Raw genomic sequence first — 16,276 nt, 5'->3', positions numbered from 1 at the left:
CACTCGAACGAGTTATCGAATATCTCTGGCGTGTTGACGCCTCGTCACGCCACGATGGACCCGACCGAGCGGCGACACCACACGCCGCCCGGTGCGCACCACGCCCCGCCGTCAGCCGTCAGTCGTCCCGCCCGAGCAGCTCCCGCCGGGCCCGCTCGAACACCTCGTACATGTCCGACCCGAACAGCACGAACCGCACCTCCACCGGCTGCGCGCCCGCCTCCGCGTCACCGCTGTCCAGTACCTCCGCGACGGTGCCCAGCGCGATCCGGGCCGCGTCCGCCGGCGGCCAGCCGAATATCCCGGCCGACACGGCCGGGAAGGCCACCGTGCGCGCGCCCAGTTCCGCCGCGACGCGCAGCGACTCGCGATAGCAGGAGGCCAGCAGCTCCGCCCGCTCCTCGTAGTCCTCCGCCCGGTACACCGGCCCGACGGTGTGCACCACCCACCGGGCGGGCAGCCGTCCGGCCGTCGTCGCCACCGCGCGCCCGGTGGGCAGCCCCTTGCCCCAGTGCGAGGCGCGCAGCCGGCGGCACTCCTCCAGGATCTGCGGCCCGCCCCGGCGGTGGACCGCACCGTCCACCCCGCCACCTCCCAGGAGGGACGAGTTCGCGGCGTTCACCACCGCGTCCACCTGCTGTTCCGTGATGTCACCCTCGACCAGGGTGATCCGTGTCACCACCGTCTGCCCCCTTCTCCGCCCCGCGCGGCAGCCGCCGCACCGGGCATCCGAGCCGTCGTCCGAGTCCGATCACCACACCGCCACCGGCGTGGCAATAACCACAACGGCGCCGGTCGGCCGAAGAAATCCCCGGAGATCACGTTATGGTCGCGAGAAGTTCCCCGACGCACGGTGCCAGCCGGGCACTGCGGACGGACGTCGACCGTTACGCAGTCGGGGAAAGGGAGGAACCACCGATGCCCGCAACGGGAGACGGGCGGGCACCTGGTGCCGCGGACCTGCCGGGCGCCCACGGCGCCCCCGTCGGCCATGCCCGCAAACGCCCGGCCACGACCGGCCCGGTGACGGCTCCCCCGATACCTCACCCCCGCTCGCAGGCGCTCCGGGCCGCGCACGCCGCCCACCCCTCCCACATCGCCGAGGCGGCCCCCGCACCGGGCCCGGAGGGCCCCGCCGACGGCGCCGCGCCGCTGCGGCTGCTGGTCATCGAGGACGACGCCTCGGACGCCCAACTGATCAAGGCGGCGGCGGCCGACAGCGGCACCTCGATCGAGATCCACTGGGCCCGCGGGCTCGACCAGGCCATCGCCCAGCTGGCCCGGCCCGCGCTCGCGAACCGACGCGGCCGCTCCCGCGGCCCCGAGTTCGGCTGCGTGCTGCTCGACCTCGCCGCACCGGCCGACCTGCCGCACCCGTCCGACTCCTCCGACGGACTGGAGGGCCTGCACGAACTGCTCCGCCGGGCCCCGCACATCCCCGTCGTGGTGCTCACCGACGCGGCCGGGGCCGAACTCGGCGCGGCCGCCGTCGCCGCCGGCGCCCAGGACTTCCTGATCAAGCACGAGACGGACGGCCCGCTGCTGGCCCGCGCCCTGCGCTACGCCGTCGAGCGCAAGCGCGCGGACGAGTCGCAGCGACGCCTCGTCGAGGCCGAGCTGCGCGGCCAGGAGAACGCCCGCCTCCAGCGCCACCTGCTGCCCACCCCGCTGCTGGACGGCGCCGGCCTCTCCTTCACCCGGCGCTACCGCCCCGGCCGCCGCCGCGCCCTGCTCGGCGGCGACTTCTACGACGCCGTGCGCACCGACGACGGCACCGTCCACGTCGTGATCGGCGACGTCTGCGGGCACGGCCCGGACGAGGCCGCGCTCGGCGTCGCCCTCCGGATAGCGTGGCGCACCCTGGTCTTCGCCGGCCTCACCGGCGAGACCCTGCTCACCACCCTCCAGCACGTGCTGGAGCACGAGCGGCGCAGCGACGAGATCTTCGCGACGCTCTGCATGCTCGTCATCGCACCGGGCGGCTCCGACAGCGAGCTCGACTCGCTCGGCACCGGCGAGACGGCCCGGCTCTACCTCGCCGGACATCCGGCCCCGCTGCTCCTCGGCCGCGACCACGAGCCGGTCACCCTGCCCGCCGACCTCGCCGGGCCCGCGCTCGGCCTGCTGCCGTGCCACGACGGGCAGGCCGCCTGGCCCGCCCACGAGGTCGAACTCCGGCCCGGCTGGCGGCTGTTGCTCTACACCGACGGCCTGATCGAGGGCCGGGTCGGGGCCGGCTCCCGCCGCCTGGGACAGGACGGGCTCGCCGGGCTGGTCGGCGACCACCAGGCCGCCGGGCTGACCAGGGGGCGGCTGGTCGACAGCGCCATCGCCGAGGTCGAGGAGCTGAACGGCGGCGCACTGACCGACGACGTCGCGGTGCTGCTGCTGGAGCGCAACCCGGTGCAGCTGATCCTCGGCTGACGGCCCGGCATGTCGGCAGACCGGCAGACCGACTGACCAGCGGACCCATGGACCGGCGGACCGACGGGGTGCCGGACACGCAGCGGCCCGGGCGGGTGAACTCCCCGCCCGGGCCGCTGCGTTGTCACTTTCCGGCCTACCAGGGGCCGTACGGGCCGGTGTTGCTCCGGCCGCCCCGGCCACCGCCTCCGGTCAGTGCCCGGATCGCGGGGCGGACGTCCACCACGTAGACGATCGAGGCGACCAGACCGGCCAGCGTGCCGATGCCGGTGAAGAAGTTCACCCCGAACAGGAAGTCCCAGCCGAAGGAGATCGCGAGGATCGCGACCCAGAACCCCTTGGTCTTCTTGTCCGCCGCCCGGTACGCGTCCTCCCGGCGGGTGGCCGCGTCGACCAGGGCGAACAACTTGTAGGCCAGGATGGCGATCGTGGCCCACCAGATCGGGTTCAGGTAGGAAAAGGCCAGAATCTGGAGCACTCCGACCATCACGATCTCCTCAGTCTCTCGATTCCGGCGTCACGACCGCCGTCCATCCTGGCACGGCGGCCACCCGCACGGGTGTCAACGTTCCGTGGCCACCGGATGTGCCCTCCGTGGAGGGCCGTGCTCACTCCGCGTCGGTGGCGGCGGACTTGCGGGCCCGGGCGGACTTCTTCGGCGCCGGCTCGGCGCCCCCGTCCGCCACCGGTTCGGCCTCGACGACCGGCTCGTCCTGCGCCGACTGCGCGGCGGGTCCGGCGGCCTCGGCCGGCGCGGCCGGGCGGGCCTTCTCCACCACGACCTTGCCGCGCTCGGCCAGCTCGTCGTACGTCTCCTTGGCCTTCACCGCCAGCTCGACCGCGCGGCCCACCTGCTGCAGGGCGAAGCCCTGGGCGCGCTCCTGCAGCGCCTTGAGGTCGGTGGGAAGGGCGTTGACGGCTTCGCCGACCTTGGCCGGAGCCCCGATCAGCAGCGACTGCGCCTCCTGGAGCCTGGCGCCGGCCTTCTCCTGGGTGCCCTTGCGGTCCGCCGCCAGCGCCTCGACCTTGCCCGGCACCTCGCGCAGCTTCTCGTACGCGAGGTCCCCGGCGCCGGCCAGGGCGTACAGCGGGGTCGGGTCGCTGAGGGTCTTCTTGATCTCGTCGGTGATCGGCATGGTTACCGGTCCTCCCGGTCGGTGTTCTGGGTGGCTGAGCCGTCGGTCGTCGCACCGGGGACCGGAGCGGCGTTCTCCTTGAGGAAGGCGTCGTAGACCGCGAGCAGCGCCTGCTTCTGCTGCTCGTTGATCAGCGGATCGGCCAGGATCGAGGCCCGCAGTTCCAGGCCCTCACCCCGCCGCTCCTCCAGGATCCCGGCCTGGACGTACAGCGTCTCCGCCGAGATCCGCAGCGCCTTGGCGATCTGCTGCAGGATCTCCGCGCTCGGTTTGCGCAGCCCGCGCTCGATCTGACTGAGGTACGGGTTGGACACGCCGGCGGCCTCCGCCAGCTGCCGCAGCGAGTACTGCGCGTTGCGGCGCTGCTCCCGGATGTACTCGCCGAGCGAGCCGACGTTGAGTGAGGCCATGCGGACAGCGTGCAGCACCCTGCTTGCAAATGCAAGCAGGGTGCTAGCGCGAGCAAACGTGTCGGGCCGGCGGGCCGGTCAGGACAGGTGGGCGAGCAGCAGCTCGGTGAGCCGTTCGGGGGTGCGCAGCGGGAGGTAGTGGTCGGCGGCCGGGACGAGGTGGCCCCGGGCGCCGGGGATGCCGGCGGCGAGCCGCTCGGCGATCGCCGCGATCTCGGGGTGATCCCGGTCCCCGTGGACGACCAGGGTGGGGGCGCCGACCTCGCCGAGGCGGGACTCCGCGGACCGCTCGGGCGCGCCGGCCAGGTGGCGCTCGCTGACGATGCGGCGGGCCGCGTTCTCCTCGACCATCGCCGCGATCAGCTCGCCGCCGGGCGCCGTCCGGCCCATGGCGGCCCAGACGGACAGCTCCAGTTCGGCCAGGGCCGCCGCGTCGCCCCGCCGGCGGGCCTCGGCGTAGGCGGTGGTCCCCGGGGACGGCGGCCAGTCGTGGCCGCTGACCGAAGCGCCGACCAGCGCCAGGGCGGTCACCCGGCCCGGATGGGCGAGGGCGAAGTCCAGCGCCGTCTCCCCGCCCATGCTGAGGCCGACCAGCGCGGCGCTCGCCAGGCCGAAGTGGTCCAGGACGGCACGCAGGTCCTCGACGTCGTCGAACGGCCGCTCCGGCTCGGCTGAGCGGCCCAGCCCGCGGGCGTCGTAGCGGATCACGTCGTGGTGACGGACGAGCTCCGGGAGGACGGCGTCCCAGAGCCGGGAATCCATGCCGGAGCCGTGCAGCAGCACCACCGGGCTGCCGGAGCCGTCGCGCGCCGCCCACAACCGGCCTCCGCCGGGGGCGGGGACGTGGACCTCGGACCCGGGGCGACCGGTGCGCTGGCTCATGCGGCGATCCTCTCAGAGCCCCGCGCGGCCGGGCCGGTCCGGCCGGGCACCGTCGGCCGGGCGGGCAGGCAGGCAGGCGGGCGGGCAGACGAACAGGCAGGCAGGCCCTAACCGGTGCGGTCAGGCGGGCTCGGGGAGCCGGATGGGCATCAGGACGGAGAAGGTGCCCTCCCGGCCTGGGGTGCGGATCGCCAGCGGGGCGATGGGGCCACCGAGTTCGAGCCGGAGCTGTTCGGGGCGCCCGGCGTCCAGTGCGTCGAGGAGGAAGTCACGGTTGACGGCCACCCGGAACCCCTCGGGGGCGTCGTCGTCGGCGACGGCCAGCCGGCCGTCGCCGGTCAGGGCGAGGACGGTGACCTCGCACTCGGCACCGTGCGGGCCCGAGGGCAGGGTCCGCGTGGCCCCGGCCTCGACGGCGGCGCGCAGGTCAGCGGCGGGGAGGGTGATCCGGTGCTCCGGTTCGAACCTGGTGACGGCCCGGTGGTCGGGGTAGTCGAGGTCCGGGGCGGCGCCCTCGATGCGGTGCCCGCCCGTCTCGGCGCGGACCAGGCCACCGCCGAGGGTGAGCGCGACCTCGGCGTCCCCCGGGCCCAGCAGGGCGCGCAGCGCGTCCACCAGCGGGGTGGGGACGATCGTGCCGGCCACGGGCACCTCGGGCACGACGCCGGAGGCGGGCACCTCGGCGAAGGCCATCCGGTAGCGGTCGGTGGCGACCAGGCGCAGCACCGGGCCGTCCGGCTCGAACAGCACCCCGGCGAGGGAGGGCAGCTCGGGATCGCCGCCGACCGCGAAGCGGACCGCGTCCAGGGCGGCGGCCAGCGCACCGGCCGGGACGGTGAGGCGCGGGACGGCGTGGCCCCGGGCGGTGGAACTCGTGACGGTGGAACTCGGGGCGGCGGAGCGGTGGTCGGCGGGGTCGGTGGTCATCGGCTGCTCCCTCTGGTCGATCATCGCGCGGATCAGGGAGAGCTCGCGGCGGGCGTCGGCGAGGCCGTCCTCCAGCCGGCGCAGGTGCCCGTCGAGCACCCGGCGGGCGTCGCCGCTGCCGGGTGCGGCGCCGAGCACGGCGCGGATGCCGGCCAGCGGCAGGCCGACCCGGCGCAGCCGGGCCAGCAGCCGGGCGTCGGCGAGCTGGCCCGGCCGGTACCAGCGGTAGCCGGTCTGCGGGTCGACCCAGGCGGGCGCGAGCACCTCGGCACCGTCGTAGTAGCGCAGGGTGCCGACGCCGAGGCCGCTGGCGCGGGCCAGCTCGCCGATGCTGTGCAGCTCGCTCTCCATGCCGGTGACTCTGCGGGCTCGACCTGGTCGAGGGTCAAGCCCGCTCGGCGCCGGCGCCGGGGACGGCCAGGTGGGTCAGCTTCTGCGGGTTGCGGACGGCGCGGATCGCGGAGATCAGGAGCGTGCCGTCCGTCCCCGCGACGAAGTCGAACACCGAGACGGAGTCGACCGCGCCGTTCACGGTGACCAGCAGGCCGGGCTCGCCGTTGACCAGGACCGGGTGCACGGCGGCGTCCTCGCCCAGCTGGCGGAGCACGCCGAGGGTGAAGCGGGCCACGTTCTCGGCACCGGTCACCGGGCGCAGCGCGGCGCGGATGACGCCGCCGCCGTCGCTCCAGGTGGTGACGTCCGGGGCGAGCAGTTCCAGCATCCGGTTGAGGTCGCCGCCGACGCAGGCCGCCAGGAACCGGTCGGTGGCGCGCCGGCGCAGCTCGGGCGGGGCGTCGTAGCGGGGCCGGCGGGCGCGGACGTGCGCCCGGGCCCGGCTGCCGACCTGCCGGCAGGCGGTCTCGGTGCGGTCCAGGGCCTCGCCGATCTCCTGGTAGGAGAAGCCGAAGGCCTCCTTGAGGACGAACACCGCCCGCTCCAGCGGGGACAGGCTCTCCAGCACCACCAGCAGGGCGAGCGACACGGTCTCGGCCCGCTCGACGCCGTCGGTCGCGTCCGGCTCGGCGACCAGCGGCTCGGGCAGCCACGGGCCGACGTAGGACTCGCGGCGGACGACGGCCGAGTCCAGCCGGTTGAGGGCGAGGTTGGTGACCGTACGGGCCAGGAAGCCGCCGGGGCTGGCGACCTCGCCGGTGACCCCGCTCCAGCGCAGCCAGGTGTCCTGGACGAGGTCCTCGGCGTCGGCGACGCTGCCGAGCATCCGGTAGGCGATGCCGAAGACCATCCGCCGGTGCCGCTCGAAGTCGGCCAGCCGGGTGTCGGCCGGCCGGTCGCCGGACGGCCGGGTGTCGTTGCTGTCGGTCACCCCCGGGACGTTACCGCACGGTAGTGGCGGCCCTCAGTCCCGGAACGCCTCGTACGCGGGGGCGAGCAGGACGGCGAGGTCCCGGCCGTGGACGGTGATGCCGGAGCAGCCGAGCCGTCGCGGCGAGGGCTCGTCCGGCCGGTCCGGGCCGTCCTCGGGCGGGGCCGGGCTCAGGGTGAAGTCGCCGCGCCAGTAGGCGGCGACGTTGACCACGGGGGCCGGCTGCTCGGTCACGTGTCCTCCTCCGTCACGGAACCCAGGGCTGCGCTGTCCCGGGCTGCGGCGCCCAGGGCCGGGGCGTCGTCCTCGGCCACGGCGTCCTCCCGGGCGAGGGCGACCAGTTCGCGCAGCGCGTCGGTCGGCAGGTCGGTGAGCCAGTGCTCCCCCTCCCCCACCACCGTCTCGGCCAACGAGCGCTTGGCGGTGAGGAGTTCGTCGATCCGCTCCTCGACGGTGCCGACGCAGACCAGTCGGCGGACCTGGACGTCCCGGCGCTGGCCGATCCGGAAGGCGCGGTCGGTGGCCTGCTCCTCGACCGCCGGGTTCCACCAGCGGTCCAGGTGGATCACCTGGTTGGCGGCGGTCAGGTTGAGGCCGGTGCCGCCGGCCCGCAGCGAGAGCAGGAACACCCTTGGCCCGTCCGGGGATTGGAAGCGCTCGACCAGCTCCTCGCGACGCGCCCGGGGCACACCGCCGTGCAGGTAGAGCACCTCCTCGCCGAGCCGGCGCTCCAGGTACGGGCGGAGCATCGCACCGAACTCGGCGTACTGGGTGAAGACCAGCGTCCGGTCCCCCTCAGCCGACGCCTCCTCCAGGAGCTCGGCCAGCCGGGCCACCTTGCCCGATCGCTCACCCAACGCCGATCCGTCGTGCAGCAGTTGGGCCGGATGGTTGCAGACCTGCTTGAGCTTGCCGATCGCCGCCAGCACCGTGCCGCGCCGCTCCACGCCCCGGATCCCCTCGACCCGGCGCAGCAGGTCGGCGACCACCGCCTGGTAGAGGCCGGCCTGCTCGGCGGTGAGGTTGCACCAGACGGTCATCTCCTGCTTCGCGGGCAGCTCGGCCGCCACCGCCGGGTCGGACTTGAGCCGCCGCAGCACGAACGGCGCGGTTCGGCGCCGGAGTTCGGCGGTGCGCTCCGGGCTGCGGTGCAGCTCGACCGGGATCGCGTAGCGCTCCTTGAAGCGCTCGGCCGGGCCGAGCAGGCCGGGGTTGGCGAAGTCCAGGACGGCGTGCAGTTCGGAGAGCCGGTTCTCCACCGGGGTGCCGGTGAGCGCGATCCGGTGGCGGGTGACGGGCAGGGCGCGGATCGCCCGGGACTGCGCCGTGCCGGTGTTCTTGATGTGCTGGGCCTCGTCGGCGACCACCCGGCGCCAGCGGATCGCCCGCAGGGCGGCGAGGTCGCGCTGGACCAGCCCGTAGGTGGTGATGACGAGGTCCGCGGACCGTACGGTTTCGGCGAGTTGCCCGGCGCCCAGGCGGCCGGCGCCGTGGTGGACGTACCGCCGCAGGGCGGGGGCGAAGCGCTCGGCCTCGCGCTGCCAGTTGCCGACCAGGGACATCGGGCAGACCAGCAGGGTGGGACCGGCGGTGCCCCCGGACTGCTCGGCCCGCTCGCCCCGCTCGGCCTGCTCGACTTGCTCGGCCTGCTCGACGGCCAGCAGGGCGAGGGTCTGGACGGTCTTGCCGAGCCCCATGTCGTCGGCCAGGACGGCACCGAGGCCGAGCCCGGACATCGTCCGCAGCCAGGCCAGCCCGCGCTCCTGGTACGGGCGCAGCACGGCCCGGAAGTCCGACGGCAGCACCGGTGCGGGCGCGGCGTCGGCGCGCCCGGCGAGCAGGTCCCCGAGCGGGCCGTCGAGCTGCACGGACACGACCGGCAGCCCGGCGACCGAGGCCTGCGGGTCGAGGGCGAGCCGCAGGACGTCGGCGGTGGCGGGCACGCCGTCGCGCCGGTCGGCGAGGAAGGCGAGCGCGGCGGCGATCTGGGCCGGGTCGGCCTCCAGCCAGGTGCCGCGCACCCGCACCAGCCCCTGCTTGGCGGCGGCCAGTTCGGCCAGCTCCTGCTCGGTGAGCGGGGCGCCGTCCGGGCCGAGCGCGGCCTGCCAGCGGAAGGCGATCACGGTGTCCCGGTCGACCTGGGCGGAGACCGCGAGCGAGCCGGGCGCGGGTGGGGTGGTGGCGCGCAGGGCGAGCCCGAGCCGGGGGCGGCGGCGCCACCAGGCGGGCAGCAGCACGCCGAAGCCGCCCTCGGCGAGTTCGGGCGCGCCGGTGCGCAGGAAGTCCAGTGCGCCCGCCCGGTCCAGCGGCAGCGCGGACGGGCGGGAGCGGTGGCGCAGGGCGTCCAGGGCGGGCCAGCGGTGGGCGGCGCGGGCGAGTTCGGCGACCAGGACGTCGGCCGGGTCGTCGGCCTTGCGGGCGAGGGCGGCGCGCGCGGCCCCGCCCTCGTGCAGGTCCGCGGCGCGGACCAGCAGGGACGGCTCGTCCACCGCCTGGAGCAGGAAGTCCAGCCGCCAGGCGTCGTCGGAGGGGCTGCCCGCGGGGTCGTCGGGGTCGGGGCCGAGCGGCTCGACCAGGCGGAAGCAGAGCCGCAGCGCGGGGTCGGTGGGCTCGGCGGCGGCGTACCAGGCGGCGACCCGGCGGCGCAGCTCGGCGAAGCCCTCGGCCGGAACGTCGCCGAGGAGGCCGTCGGGGGTGGTGAGGGCGTGCAGCCAGCGCTCGGCGACGGCTTCCCGGGGGGCCGGCCCGCCCTTGCCGGGGAGGAGGGACGGCGCGGATGCCAGGGCGGCGCGGGCCTCGGCGTCCACCAGCGCGCCCAGCGCGGTACCCAGCAGTGCCTCTCCGGTGCCGGCGCCGTGCGGCCACTCCCCCAGCAGGACGGGCGGGCAACCGGCGGCGAGCGCGGCGGCCTCGCGGCGCCCGGCCGGGGTGGGGTCGGGCCGCCAGCGGGCCTGCGGGCGGCCGTCGGCCAGGACGGGCAGCGGCAGCACCCGGCCCCGGCCGACCGCCCGCCAGGCGAGGTCGTGCACCCCGGTGAGCCAGCGCAGCGAGGGGCCGTGGACGACCTCGACGCGCCCGGCACCGGGCAGGTCGGTGCCGGTGACGGCCCAGTGCGGGTCGAAGACCTCGCCCAGCAGCTGGGCGGCGGCGCCGGCGTCGAAGAGCAGGGCCGGCACCCGCCAGGGGGCGAGCACCGCGCCGCCGCGCGGCGGGGTGACGGGCAGGTCGGGCGAGGGCGCGGGGGCCGAGCCGACGGTGGGCAGCAGCAGGGTGGCCCAGCGCTCGGGGGCCTGTCCGGCGAGCCAGCCGAGGCCGGGGCCGATGCCGCCGAGCACCGCGGCCAGTTCGCCGGGCGGGCAGGCGTACGGATGGGCGCGCGGGAGGGGCCGGTCGGGCGGCGACTCGGCGGTGCCGGGGCGGGCGGCGGTGCCGGGGCGGGCGCGGGCGTCCTCGGCCCAGAGCGCCAGCTGCCCGTCCGTCCGCCAGAGCGCGTGCAGGACGAACATCAGGGGCCTTCCGGGCGGGTGGGGACCGTCCTTCGCAGCCTAGTCGGGAGGGCTGACAGAGCCGGTCCCCTGGGCCGTTCGGATGAAGTCCGGGACTCGCCCCAGACTCATGGTTGAAAGTTGAACGAAACTGTCCTACGCTGGAGCCAACAAGTTGAAGCCTAAACAAATGGCTTCGGACCCGAGGAGGAGCCATGGGCCTTTTCAACCGCACCAAGACCGCCGTTCCCGCCACCGCCGCCGCTGTCCGGACCCCGGCCGGCACCGACCTCGCCCACCTCACCGGTGACTGGGCGGTCGACACCACGCACAGCGAGATCGGCTTCTCGGTGCGCCACGCCATGGTGACCAACGTCAAGGGCCGCTTCACCGAGTACGACGGCAAGCTGCACCTGGACGGCAGCACGCCGCACAACTCCTCGGCCGACCTGGTGATCAAGGTCGCCAGCATCGACACCAACCAGACCCAGCGCGACGAGCACCTGCGCACCGGCGACTTCTTCGCCGCCGACGCCCACCCGGAGATCCGCTTCCGCAGCACCTCCGCCGAGCCGCTCGGCGACCACGCCTACCGGATGACCGGCGAGCTCACCATCAAGGGCACCACCCGCCCGGTCGTCCTGGACCTGGAGTACACCGGCAGCGCCACCGACGCCTACGGCGCCGAGCGGGTCGGCTTCGAGGGCAAGGCCGTCGTCGACCGCACCGAGTTCGGGCTGACCTACAACGCGGCGCTGGAGACCGGCGGCGTGCTGATCGGCGAGAAGGTCAAGCTCAACTTCGACATCTCCGCCGTCAAGGCCGCCTGACCCGGGCCCCCACCGGCGGGCCCCGCCCGCCCCCGTACGCCGCCCCTGCCCCTCCCCCCGAGGCAGGGGCGGTTCCCTTGTCCCGGTCGGGGCCCTTGCCCCCTCCCCCGCCGGCCCCCGTGTCCCGGTCGGGCCCGGCACGGGCCGGCTCCCCGCGACAGGCCGAGCCGCGTCACCCGGCCGGGAGCAGCGCCGCGTCCGCGTCCGGCAGCCAGCTGCCCGGCGGGCGGCGCAGCCAGCCCTCGACCGCGCCCAGTCGGGCGGCCGCGTCGGCCAGCGCGCGCAGCCCCGGGTGGTGCTCGTCGGGCCGGTGCACCAGGCTGACCAGACTCAGCGGCACCGGGTCCACCAGCGGCACGTTCACCGTGCCGGGGATCCTCGGCCCGCCGACCGTGGTCAGCATCGGATCGCCGTGCCGGGCGAGGTAGCGGGCGGTCTCGTCCACGCCGACCGGCGGGACGTACGGGTCCGCCGCCGTCAGGCCGTGTTCGCGCAGCAGCCGGGCGCCGAGGTCGGCCCACTCGGTGGTGGCCGGGTTGCCGGCGCAGATGTCGACGGGGTGCCCGACCAGGTCGGCCGGGCGCAGTGCCGGGCGGTCGGCCAGCGGATGGGTGTCCGCCATCATCACCGAGATCCGTTCCAACCGGACCGGCAGTTGGACGAGTCGGCCGCGCACCGGGGCGGGCAGCCCGGCGAACCGGCCGAACGAGGCGTCCAGCCGGTGGGCCAGCAGTTCGGCGGCGGCCGCGGCCAGGCCGCCGTGGAAGCGGGCCAGCAACTCGCCCTCGGGCCAGGCGGCGCGGGCCCGTTCGAGCACCCGGTCGGCGGTGAGGTCCGGGCCGGTGACGTCGCTGTTGAGGTCGAGCAACAGCGGCCGGGCCGCAGTGCCTCCGCCGGCGTCGGCGAGGATCTCGTCGTGCAGGGCGAGGAGCCGGCGGACCCGGGGCAGCAGTCGCTGTCCGGCCGGGGTGAGGTCGACGCTGCGGGTGGTGCGGGTGAACAGCGCGGTGCCGAGCAGCCCCTCCAGGGCGCGGATGTCCCGGCTGAGCGCCTGCTGGGCGATGTGCAGCCGCTCGGCGGCCCGGCCGAAGTGCAGGGCCTCGGCGGTCGCGACGAAGCCGCGGAGCAGGCGGGGGTGCAGGTCACGGGGCATGGGCGGCAGATTAACAACAACGTGTTGTCAGTGCGGCGGAACAGGTGTTGGACGGCGCCCCGCCGCTGCCGCGAGGCTGTGGGGCATCCCCCCTTCTTCCTGTTCAGGAGCCCGATTGCCCCCGCGCGCCGTCCCCGCCGGTCCCCGCCCCGCCCGCACCTCCTACCGGCGGCTGTTCGCGGCCCCCGGCGCCGCCGCCTTCACCCTGGCCGGGCTGTTCGGCCGGGTCGCACTGTCGATGACCGGCGTCTCGCTGGTGGTGCTGCTCTCCGAGCGGCGCGGCTCGTACGGGCTGGCCGGGACGGTCTCCGCGGCCGGACTCGTCACCGGCGCGATCGGGATGCCGCTGATCGGCCGGCTCGTGGACCGGTACGGGCAGGCGCGGGTGACGGTGCCGGCCGCGCTGTACAACGCCGTCCCGCTCACCGGGCTGCTGCTCTGCGTCCGGTTCGGTGCGCCGGACTGGACGCTGTACCTCTGCTCCGCGGCCTGCGCCGCCACACCCAACCTCGGCGGCATGGCCCGCTCCCGGTGGGCGCACCTGTACCGGGACGACCCGGCCGCCCGACACCTGGCCAACTCCTTCGAACAGGCGCTGGACGAACTCTGCTTCATGGCCGGACCGGTGCTCGCGATGCTGCTCTGCACCACGCTCGCCCCGGAGGCCGGGCTGGTCACCGCCGGCACGCTCGGCACCGCCGGCGCCCTGCTGTTCGCCGCCCAGCGGCGCACCGAACCGCCGCTGCCCCCCGCCACGACCGCGCGGCGGACGCCGGCCGGGCAGCGGCACGGCTCCCCGCTGCGGGTGCCCGGGCTGCGCGTCCTGGTGCTGACCTTCCTGGCGACCGGCATGGTCTTCGGCGCGACCGAGATCACCACCGTGGCGTACGCCGACGCGCTGGGGCACAAGGCGGCGGCCGGCGCGCTGCTGGGCCTGGTCGCGGCCGGATCCTGTGTGGCGGGGCTGCTGTTCGGGTTGCTGACGCCGCGCCGGGCGCCGGGCACGCGCTTCCTGGCGGGGGCGTCGGCGATGGTCGGGGTGCTGCTGCTGCCGCTCGCCGCCGGGCTGGGCGGGGCCGGGCTCGGCGTGCTCGGGGTGGTGCTGTTCGCGGCCGGCACGGCCACCGCGCCGACCATGGTGACCGGGATGACGCTGGTCCAGGAGCTGCTGCCGCAGCGGCAGTTCAACGAGGGGATGGCGATGGCGGTGTCCGGCATCGTGATCGGCATCTCGGCCGGCGCGGCGCTCGCCGGAACGATCGCCGAGCACGCCGCCCCCGGCACCGGCTACGCGCTGCCGGCCTCGGCCGCCGGGCTCGCGCTGCTGATCGCGCTCGCCGGTCGGCGACACCTGCGGAAACCCCGGCCGTCGACGGCGGCTCCGGAGGGCTCGGCTCCGGACGGCGCAGCTCGGGACGGCGCAGCTCCGGAACGCCCGGCCCGGGAGGGCGTCGCTCCGGAGGGCTCGGCTCCGGGTCGCACGGCTGACGCCGCGGCGAAAATCCCGAGCGGGTTGTCAGTGCCTCCGTCTAACTTCGAGTCATGGCGGAAATCACCTACGTCCGAGGCGATGCCACCACGCCGCTCGGCAAGGGCGTGAAGGTGATCGCGCACGTCTGCAACGATCTCGGCGGCTGGGGCAAGGGCTTCGTGCTCGCGCTCTCCAGACGCTGGCCCGAGCCCGAGGCCGCGTTCCGACGCTGGCACCGGGAGCGGGCGAAGAACGACTTCGGCCTCGGCGCCCTGCAGTTGGTGCAGGTCGAGCCGTACGTCTGGGTGGCCAACCTGGTCGGCCAACGCGGCATCCGGACGGGGCGCTCCTCCGGGGTGCCGGTCCGGTACGAGGCGATCGACACCGGGCTGGCCGCCCTGGCCGAGCATGCGCTCGGGCTCGGCGCCTCCGTCCACATGCCGCGGATCGGCTGCGGACTGGCGGGCGGGCGCTGGGCGAAGGTCGAGCCGCTGGTCACGGCCCGGCTGACGGCGCGCGGCGTGCCCGTGACGGTCTACGACTTCGACTGACCACCCCGCTCGGGACGCTTCCCGGCCCTGAGCCCCGTCCCTGAACTCCCGAACTCCGCCCCTGTCCCCGTCGACCCGGCTACGACTCCGACCGACCCGGCCAGGCGTACACGTACTCGGGCAGCAGGAAGCCGCCCGGGAAGACACCCTCCTGCGCCCGGACCCGCACGGCGCCCTCGCGCTCGTAGAAGGCGATCGCGCGGGTGTTGTCGCGCAGCACCTCCAGGAACAGCTCCGCCCCGGGGTGCCGCTCGGCGACGAAGGCACGGGCCGCAGCCAGCAGCACGCGGCCGATGCCGCCACCGGTCAGACCGGGGCGCACGTGCAGGTTGTCGATCAGCACCCGGCCGTCCGGCTGCGGGACGAGGTAGACGAACCCGGCCGGCTCCCCGTCCCGTTCGGCCACCAGCAGTTCGGGCGTGTTCTCCGGCTCGCCGTAGTCCGCGTCCAGGCGCAGCTCCCACAGTTCGCGCCGCTGGGCGGCCATCCCGTCGCCGAGCGCCTCCTCCGGGACGATCCCCCGGTAGGCGGTGCGCCAACTGCGGGCGTGCAGCTCGGCGATCGACTCCGAGTCCTGCGTCCCGCCGCGCCGGATGACGACCTCTCCTGCCCTGATCATGTGACCACCCTCCCACACAGATGGAGTTGAACATGTTCAACCGAAGCGTCTACAGTTCTGCCAACCTTTTGAACGTGTTCGAATCACGGGGGGTGGTGGTCGTGGCACCGGGTACGGAGGGGACACCCGGTGCCACGAACACCGACACCGGCTGGAACCTGGTCTCCGGCTAGGCTCGTTCCCGTGGACGACCTGGCAGCGACGAACCGAACGGACGGCGAGAACGGTACGGCCGAGGACTCGGCCGCGCCCGGCACGGAGGGCGGGCCCATGCCCGGCGGCCGGGCGCAGCCGAAGACCGACAAGAGTGAGGCGACCCGGGCGCTGATCCTGGAGACGGCCATGCGGCTGTTCCAGGAGCGGGGCTACGAGAAGACCACCATGCGCGCGATCGCCACCGAGGCGGGCGTGTCGGTGGGCAACGCCTACTACTACTTCTCGGCGAAGGAATTCCTGATCCAGGGGTTCTACGACCGGATGACCTACGACCACGCGGAGGACGCCAGGCGCCGCATGGCCCACACCCGGGACTTCTCCGAGCGGCTGCAGATCGCGCTCACCTCCTGGCTCGACACCGCCGCGCCGTACCACGAGTTCTCCGCGCAGTTCTTCCGCACCGCCGCCGACCCGACCAGTTCGCTGAGCCCGTTCTCCAACGAGTCCCACCCGGCCCGGGCCACGGCGGTCGCACTGTTCCGCGAGGTCCTGCAGGGCTCGGAGCTGGCGCCCAAGCTGGACGCCGAACTGGTCGAGCTGCTGCCCGACGTGCTGTGGCTGCACCTGATGATCGTGGTGCTCTACTGGGTCTTCGACCGCACCCCGGACACCGAGCGCACCAGGGAGTTCGTCCGGCGCTCCACGCCGCTGGCGGCCCGGGTGATCAACCTGTCGCGCTACCGGGTCTTCCGGCCGATCGTCCGGGACGCCAAGGGCCTGATCCAGGACTTCATCCTGCCGACCATCGGCAAGACGGCCGTCAAGTAGCGGCCGACGGAGGCGAATCGGAGACGACGGAGGCCGGCCCCACGGCGGGGCCGGCCTCCGTCGCGTCCCGCCGGATCCCC

General features: G+C 75.0%; 16 protein-coding genes. 5 read left to right on the top strand and 11 right to left on the bottom strand.

All coding sequences use genetic code 11. The features are described from left to right. Positions 1-118: 118 nt before the first annotated feature. Positions 119-679, bottom strand: a complete 561-nt coding sequence (locus ACZ7KX_RS06870; RefSeq protein WP_470325646.1) for an O-acetyl-ADP-ribose deacetylase — start codon at positions 677-679, stop codon at positions 119-121. A 239-nt stretch (positions 680-918) separates the two neighbouring features. On the opposite strand from ACZ7KX_RS06870, the gene ACZ7KX_RS06865 reads away from it, so the two are divergent. Next, a complete protein-coding gene (locus ACZ7KX_RS06865) occupies positions 919-2,424 on the top strand; it encodes a PP2C family protein-serine/threonine phosphatase (protein WP_470325645.1) in 1,506 nt (501 codons plus the stop codon). A 136-nt stretch (positions 2,425-2,560) separates the two neighbouring features. Here ACZ7KX_RS06865 and ACZ7KX_RS06860 read toward each other — a convergent pair whose 3' ends face one another. From ACZ7KX_RS06860 to ACZ7KX_RS06825, 8 genes are all read right to left on the bottom strand, one after another. After that, on the bottom strand, positions 2,561-2,911 hold the full coding sequence (locus tag ACZ7KX_RS06860) for a DUF2516 family protein (protein WP_350521690.1): 351 nt from the start codon (positions 2,909-2,911) through the stop codon (positions 2,561-2,563). Between the two features lie 121 nt (positions 2,912-3,032). Beyond that, positions 3,033-3,560 (bottom strand): hypothetical protein, encoded by a 528-nt coding sequence (locus tag ACZ7KX_RS06855; protein WP_470325644.1) that lies wholly within the window; start codon positions 3,558-3,560, stop codon positions 3,033-3,035. A 2-nt stretch (positions 3,561-3,562) separates the two neighbouring features. After that, positions 3,563-3,970 (bottom strand): helix-turn-helix domain-containing protein, encoded by a 408-nt coding sequence (locus tag ACZ7KX_RS06850; RefSeq protein WP_470325643.1) that lies wholly within the window; start codon positions 3,968-3,970, stop codon positions 3,563-3,565. 78 nt (positions 3,971-4,048) lie between these two features. Beyond that, a complete protein-coding gene (locus ACZ7KX_RS06845; RefSeq protein ID WP_470325642.1) occupies positions 4,049-4,852 on the bottom strand; it encodes an alpha/beta fold hydrolase in 804 nt (267 codons plus the stop codon). Between the two features lie 120 nt (positions 4,853-4,972). Further along, positions 4,973-6,130 carry a DNA polymerase III subunit beta family protein gene (locus ACZ7KX_RS06840; RefSeq protein WP_470325641.1) on the bottom strand — a complete coding sequence of 386 codons (1,158 nt, stop codon included), beginning with the start codon at positions 6,128-6,130 and terminating at the stop codon, positions 4,973-4,975. 34 nt (positions 6,131-6,164) lie between these two features. After that, entirely contained in the window at positions 6,165-7,103 is a 939-nt protein-coding gene (locus ACZ7KX_RS06835) for an RNA polymerase sigma-70 factor (protein WP_470325640.1), read from the bottom strand. A 33-nt stretch (positions 7,104-7,136) separates the two neighbouring features. Continuing rightward, positions 7,137-7,337 carry a hypothetical protein gene (locus tag ACZ7KX_RS06830; RefSeq protein ID WP_470325639.1) on the bottom strand — a complete coding sequence of 67 codons (201 nt, stop codon included), beginning with the start codon at positions 7,335-7,337 and terminating at the stop codon, positions 7,137-7,139. Beyond that, entirely contained in the window at positions 7,334-10,609 is a 3,276-nt protein-coding gene (locus ACZ7KX_RS06825; protein ID WP_470325638.1) for a DEAD/DEAH box helicase, read from the bottom strand. The genes ACZ7KX_RS06830 and ACZ7KX_RS06825 overlap by 4 nt, the downstream gene beginning before the upstream one ends. Positions 10,610-10,803: 194 nt before the next feature. On the opposite strand from ACZ7KX_RS06825, the gene ACZ7KX_RS06820 reads away from it, so the two are divergent. Beyond that, a complete protein-coding gene (locus tag ACZ7KX_RS06820; protein ID WP_470325637.1) occupies positions 10,804-11,418 on the top strand; it encodes a YceI family protein in 615 nt (204 codons plus the stop codon). Between the two features lie 172 nt (positions 11,419-11,590). On the opposite strand, the gene ACZ7KX_RS06815 is transcribed toward ACZ7KX_RS06820, so the two are convergent. Next, a complete protein-coding gene (locus tag ACZ7KX_RS06815; protein WP_470325636.1) occupies positions 11,591-12,571 on the bottom strand; it encodes a LysR family transcriptional regulator in 981 nt (326 codons plus the stop codon). A gap of 115 nt (positions 12,572-12,686) precedes the next feature. Between ACZ7KX_RS06815 and ACZ7KX_RS06810 the strand changes: the two genes are divergently transcribed. Together ACZ7KX_RS06810 and ACZ7KX_RS06805 are read left to right on the top strand one after the other, a co-directional pair. Continuing rightward, entirely contained in the window at positions 12,687-14,171 is a 1,485-nt protein-coding gene (locus ACZ7KX_RS06810; protein ID WP_470325635.1) for an MFS transporter, read from the top strand. Next, a complete protein-coding gene (locus ACZ7KX_RS06805; protein WP_470325634.1) occupies positions 14,114-14,593 on the top strand; it encodes a macro domain-containing protein in 480 nt (159 codons plus the stop codon). The genes ACZ7KX_RS06810 and ACZ7KX_RS06805 overlap by 58 nt, the downstream gene beginning before the upstream one ends. Before the next feature lie 79 nt (positions 14,594-14,672). On the opposite strand, the gene ACZ7KX_RS06800 is transcribed toward ACZ7KX_RS06805, so the two are convergent. Next, positions 14,673-15,212 (bottom strand): GNAT family N-acetyltransferase, encoded by a 540-nt coding sequence (locus ACZ7KX_RS06800; protein ID WP_470325633.1) that lies wholly within the window; start codon positions 15,210-15,212, stop codon positions 14,673-14,675. Between the two features lie 183 nt (positions 15,213-15,395). Between ACZ7KX_RS06800 and ACZ7KX_RS06795 the strand changes: the two genes are divergently transcribed. Continuing rightward, entirely contained in the window at positions 15,396-16,196 is an 801-nt protein-coding gene (locus ACZ7KX_RS06795; protein ID WP_350521702.1) for a TetR/AcrR family transcriptional regulator, read from the top strand. Positions 16,197-16,276: the final 80 nt, after the last annotated feature.

Source organism: Kitasatospora sp. NPDC038210 (genome assembly GCF_055600605.1).
This window is presented reverse-complemented; position numbering and strand designations above follow the sequence as displayed.

Excerpts from the sequence above, each read along its gene's own strand:
- ACZ7KX_RS06865 (WP_470325645.1), top strand. The coding sequence starts at position 919 with ATGCCCGCAACGGGAGACGGGCGGGCACCTGGTGCCGCGGACCTGCCG.
- ACZ7KX_RS06860 (WP_350521690.1), bottom strand. The coding sequence starts at position 2,911 with ATGGTCGGAGTGCTCCAGATTCTGGCCTTTTCCTACCTGAACCCGATC.
- ACZ7KX_RS06855 (WP_470325644.1), bottom strand. The coding sequence starts at position 3,560 with ATGCCGATCACCGACGAGATCAAGAAGACCCTCAGCGACCCGACCCCG.
- ACZ7KX_RS06850 (WP_470325643.1), bottom strand. The coding sequence starts at position 3,970 with ATGGCCTCACTCAACGTCGGCTCGCTCGGCGAGTACATCCGGGAGCAG.
- ACZ7KX_RS06845 (WP_470325642.1), bottom strand. The coding sequence starts at position 4,852 with ATGAGCCAGCGCACCGGTCGCCCCGGGTCCGAGGTCCACGTCCCCGCC.
- ACZ7KX_RS06840 (WP_470325641.1), bottom strand. The coding sequence starts at position 6,130 with ATGGAGAGCGAGCTGCACAGCATCGGCGAGCTGGCCCGCGCCAGCGGC.
- ACZ7KX_RS06825 (WP_470325638.1), bottom strand. The coding sequence starts at position 10,609 with ATGTTCGTCCTGCACGCGCTCTGGCGGACGGACGGGCAGCTGGCGCTC.
- ACZ7KX_RS06820 (WP_470325637.1), top strand. The coding sequence starts at position 10,804 with ATGGGCCTTTTCAACCGCACCAAGACCGCCGTTCCCGCCACCGCCGCC.
- ACZ7KX_RS06815 (WP_470325636.1), bottom strand. The coding sequence starts at position 12,571 with ATGCCCCGTGACCTGCACCCCCGCCTGCTCCGCGGCTTCGTCGCGACC.
- ACZ7KX_RS06805 (WP_470325634.1), top strand. The coding sequence starts at position 14,114 with ATGGCGGAAATCACCTACGTCCGAGGCGATGCCACCACGCCGCTCGGC.
- ACZ7KX_RS06800 (WP_470325633.1), bottom strand. The coding sequence starts at position 15,212 with ATGATCAGGGCAGGAGAGGTCGTCATCCGGCGCGGCGGGACGCAGGAC.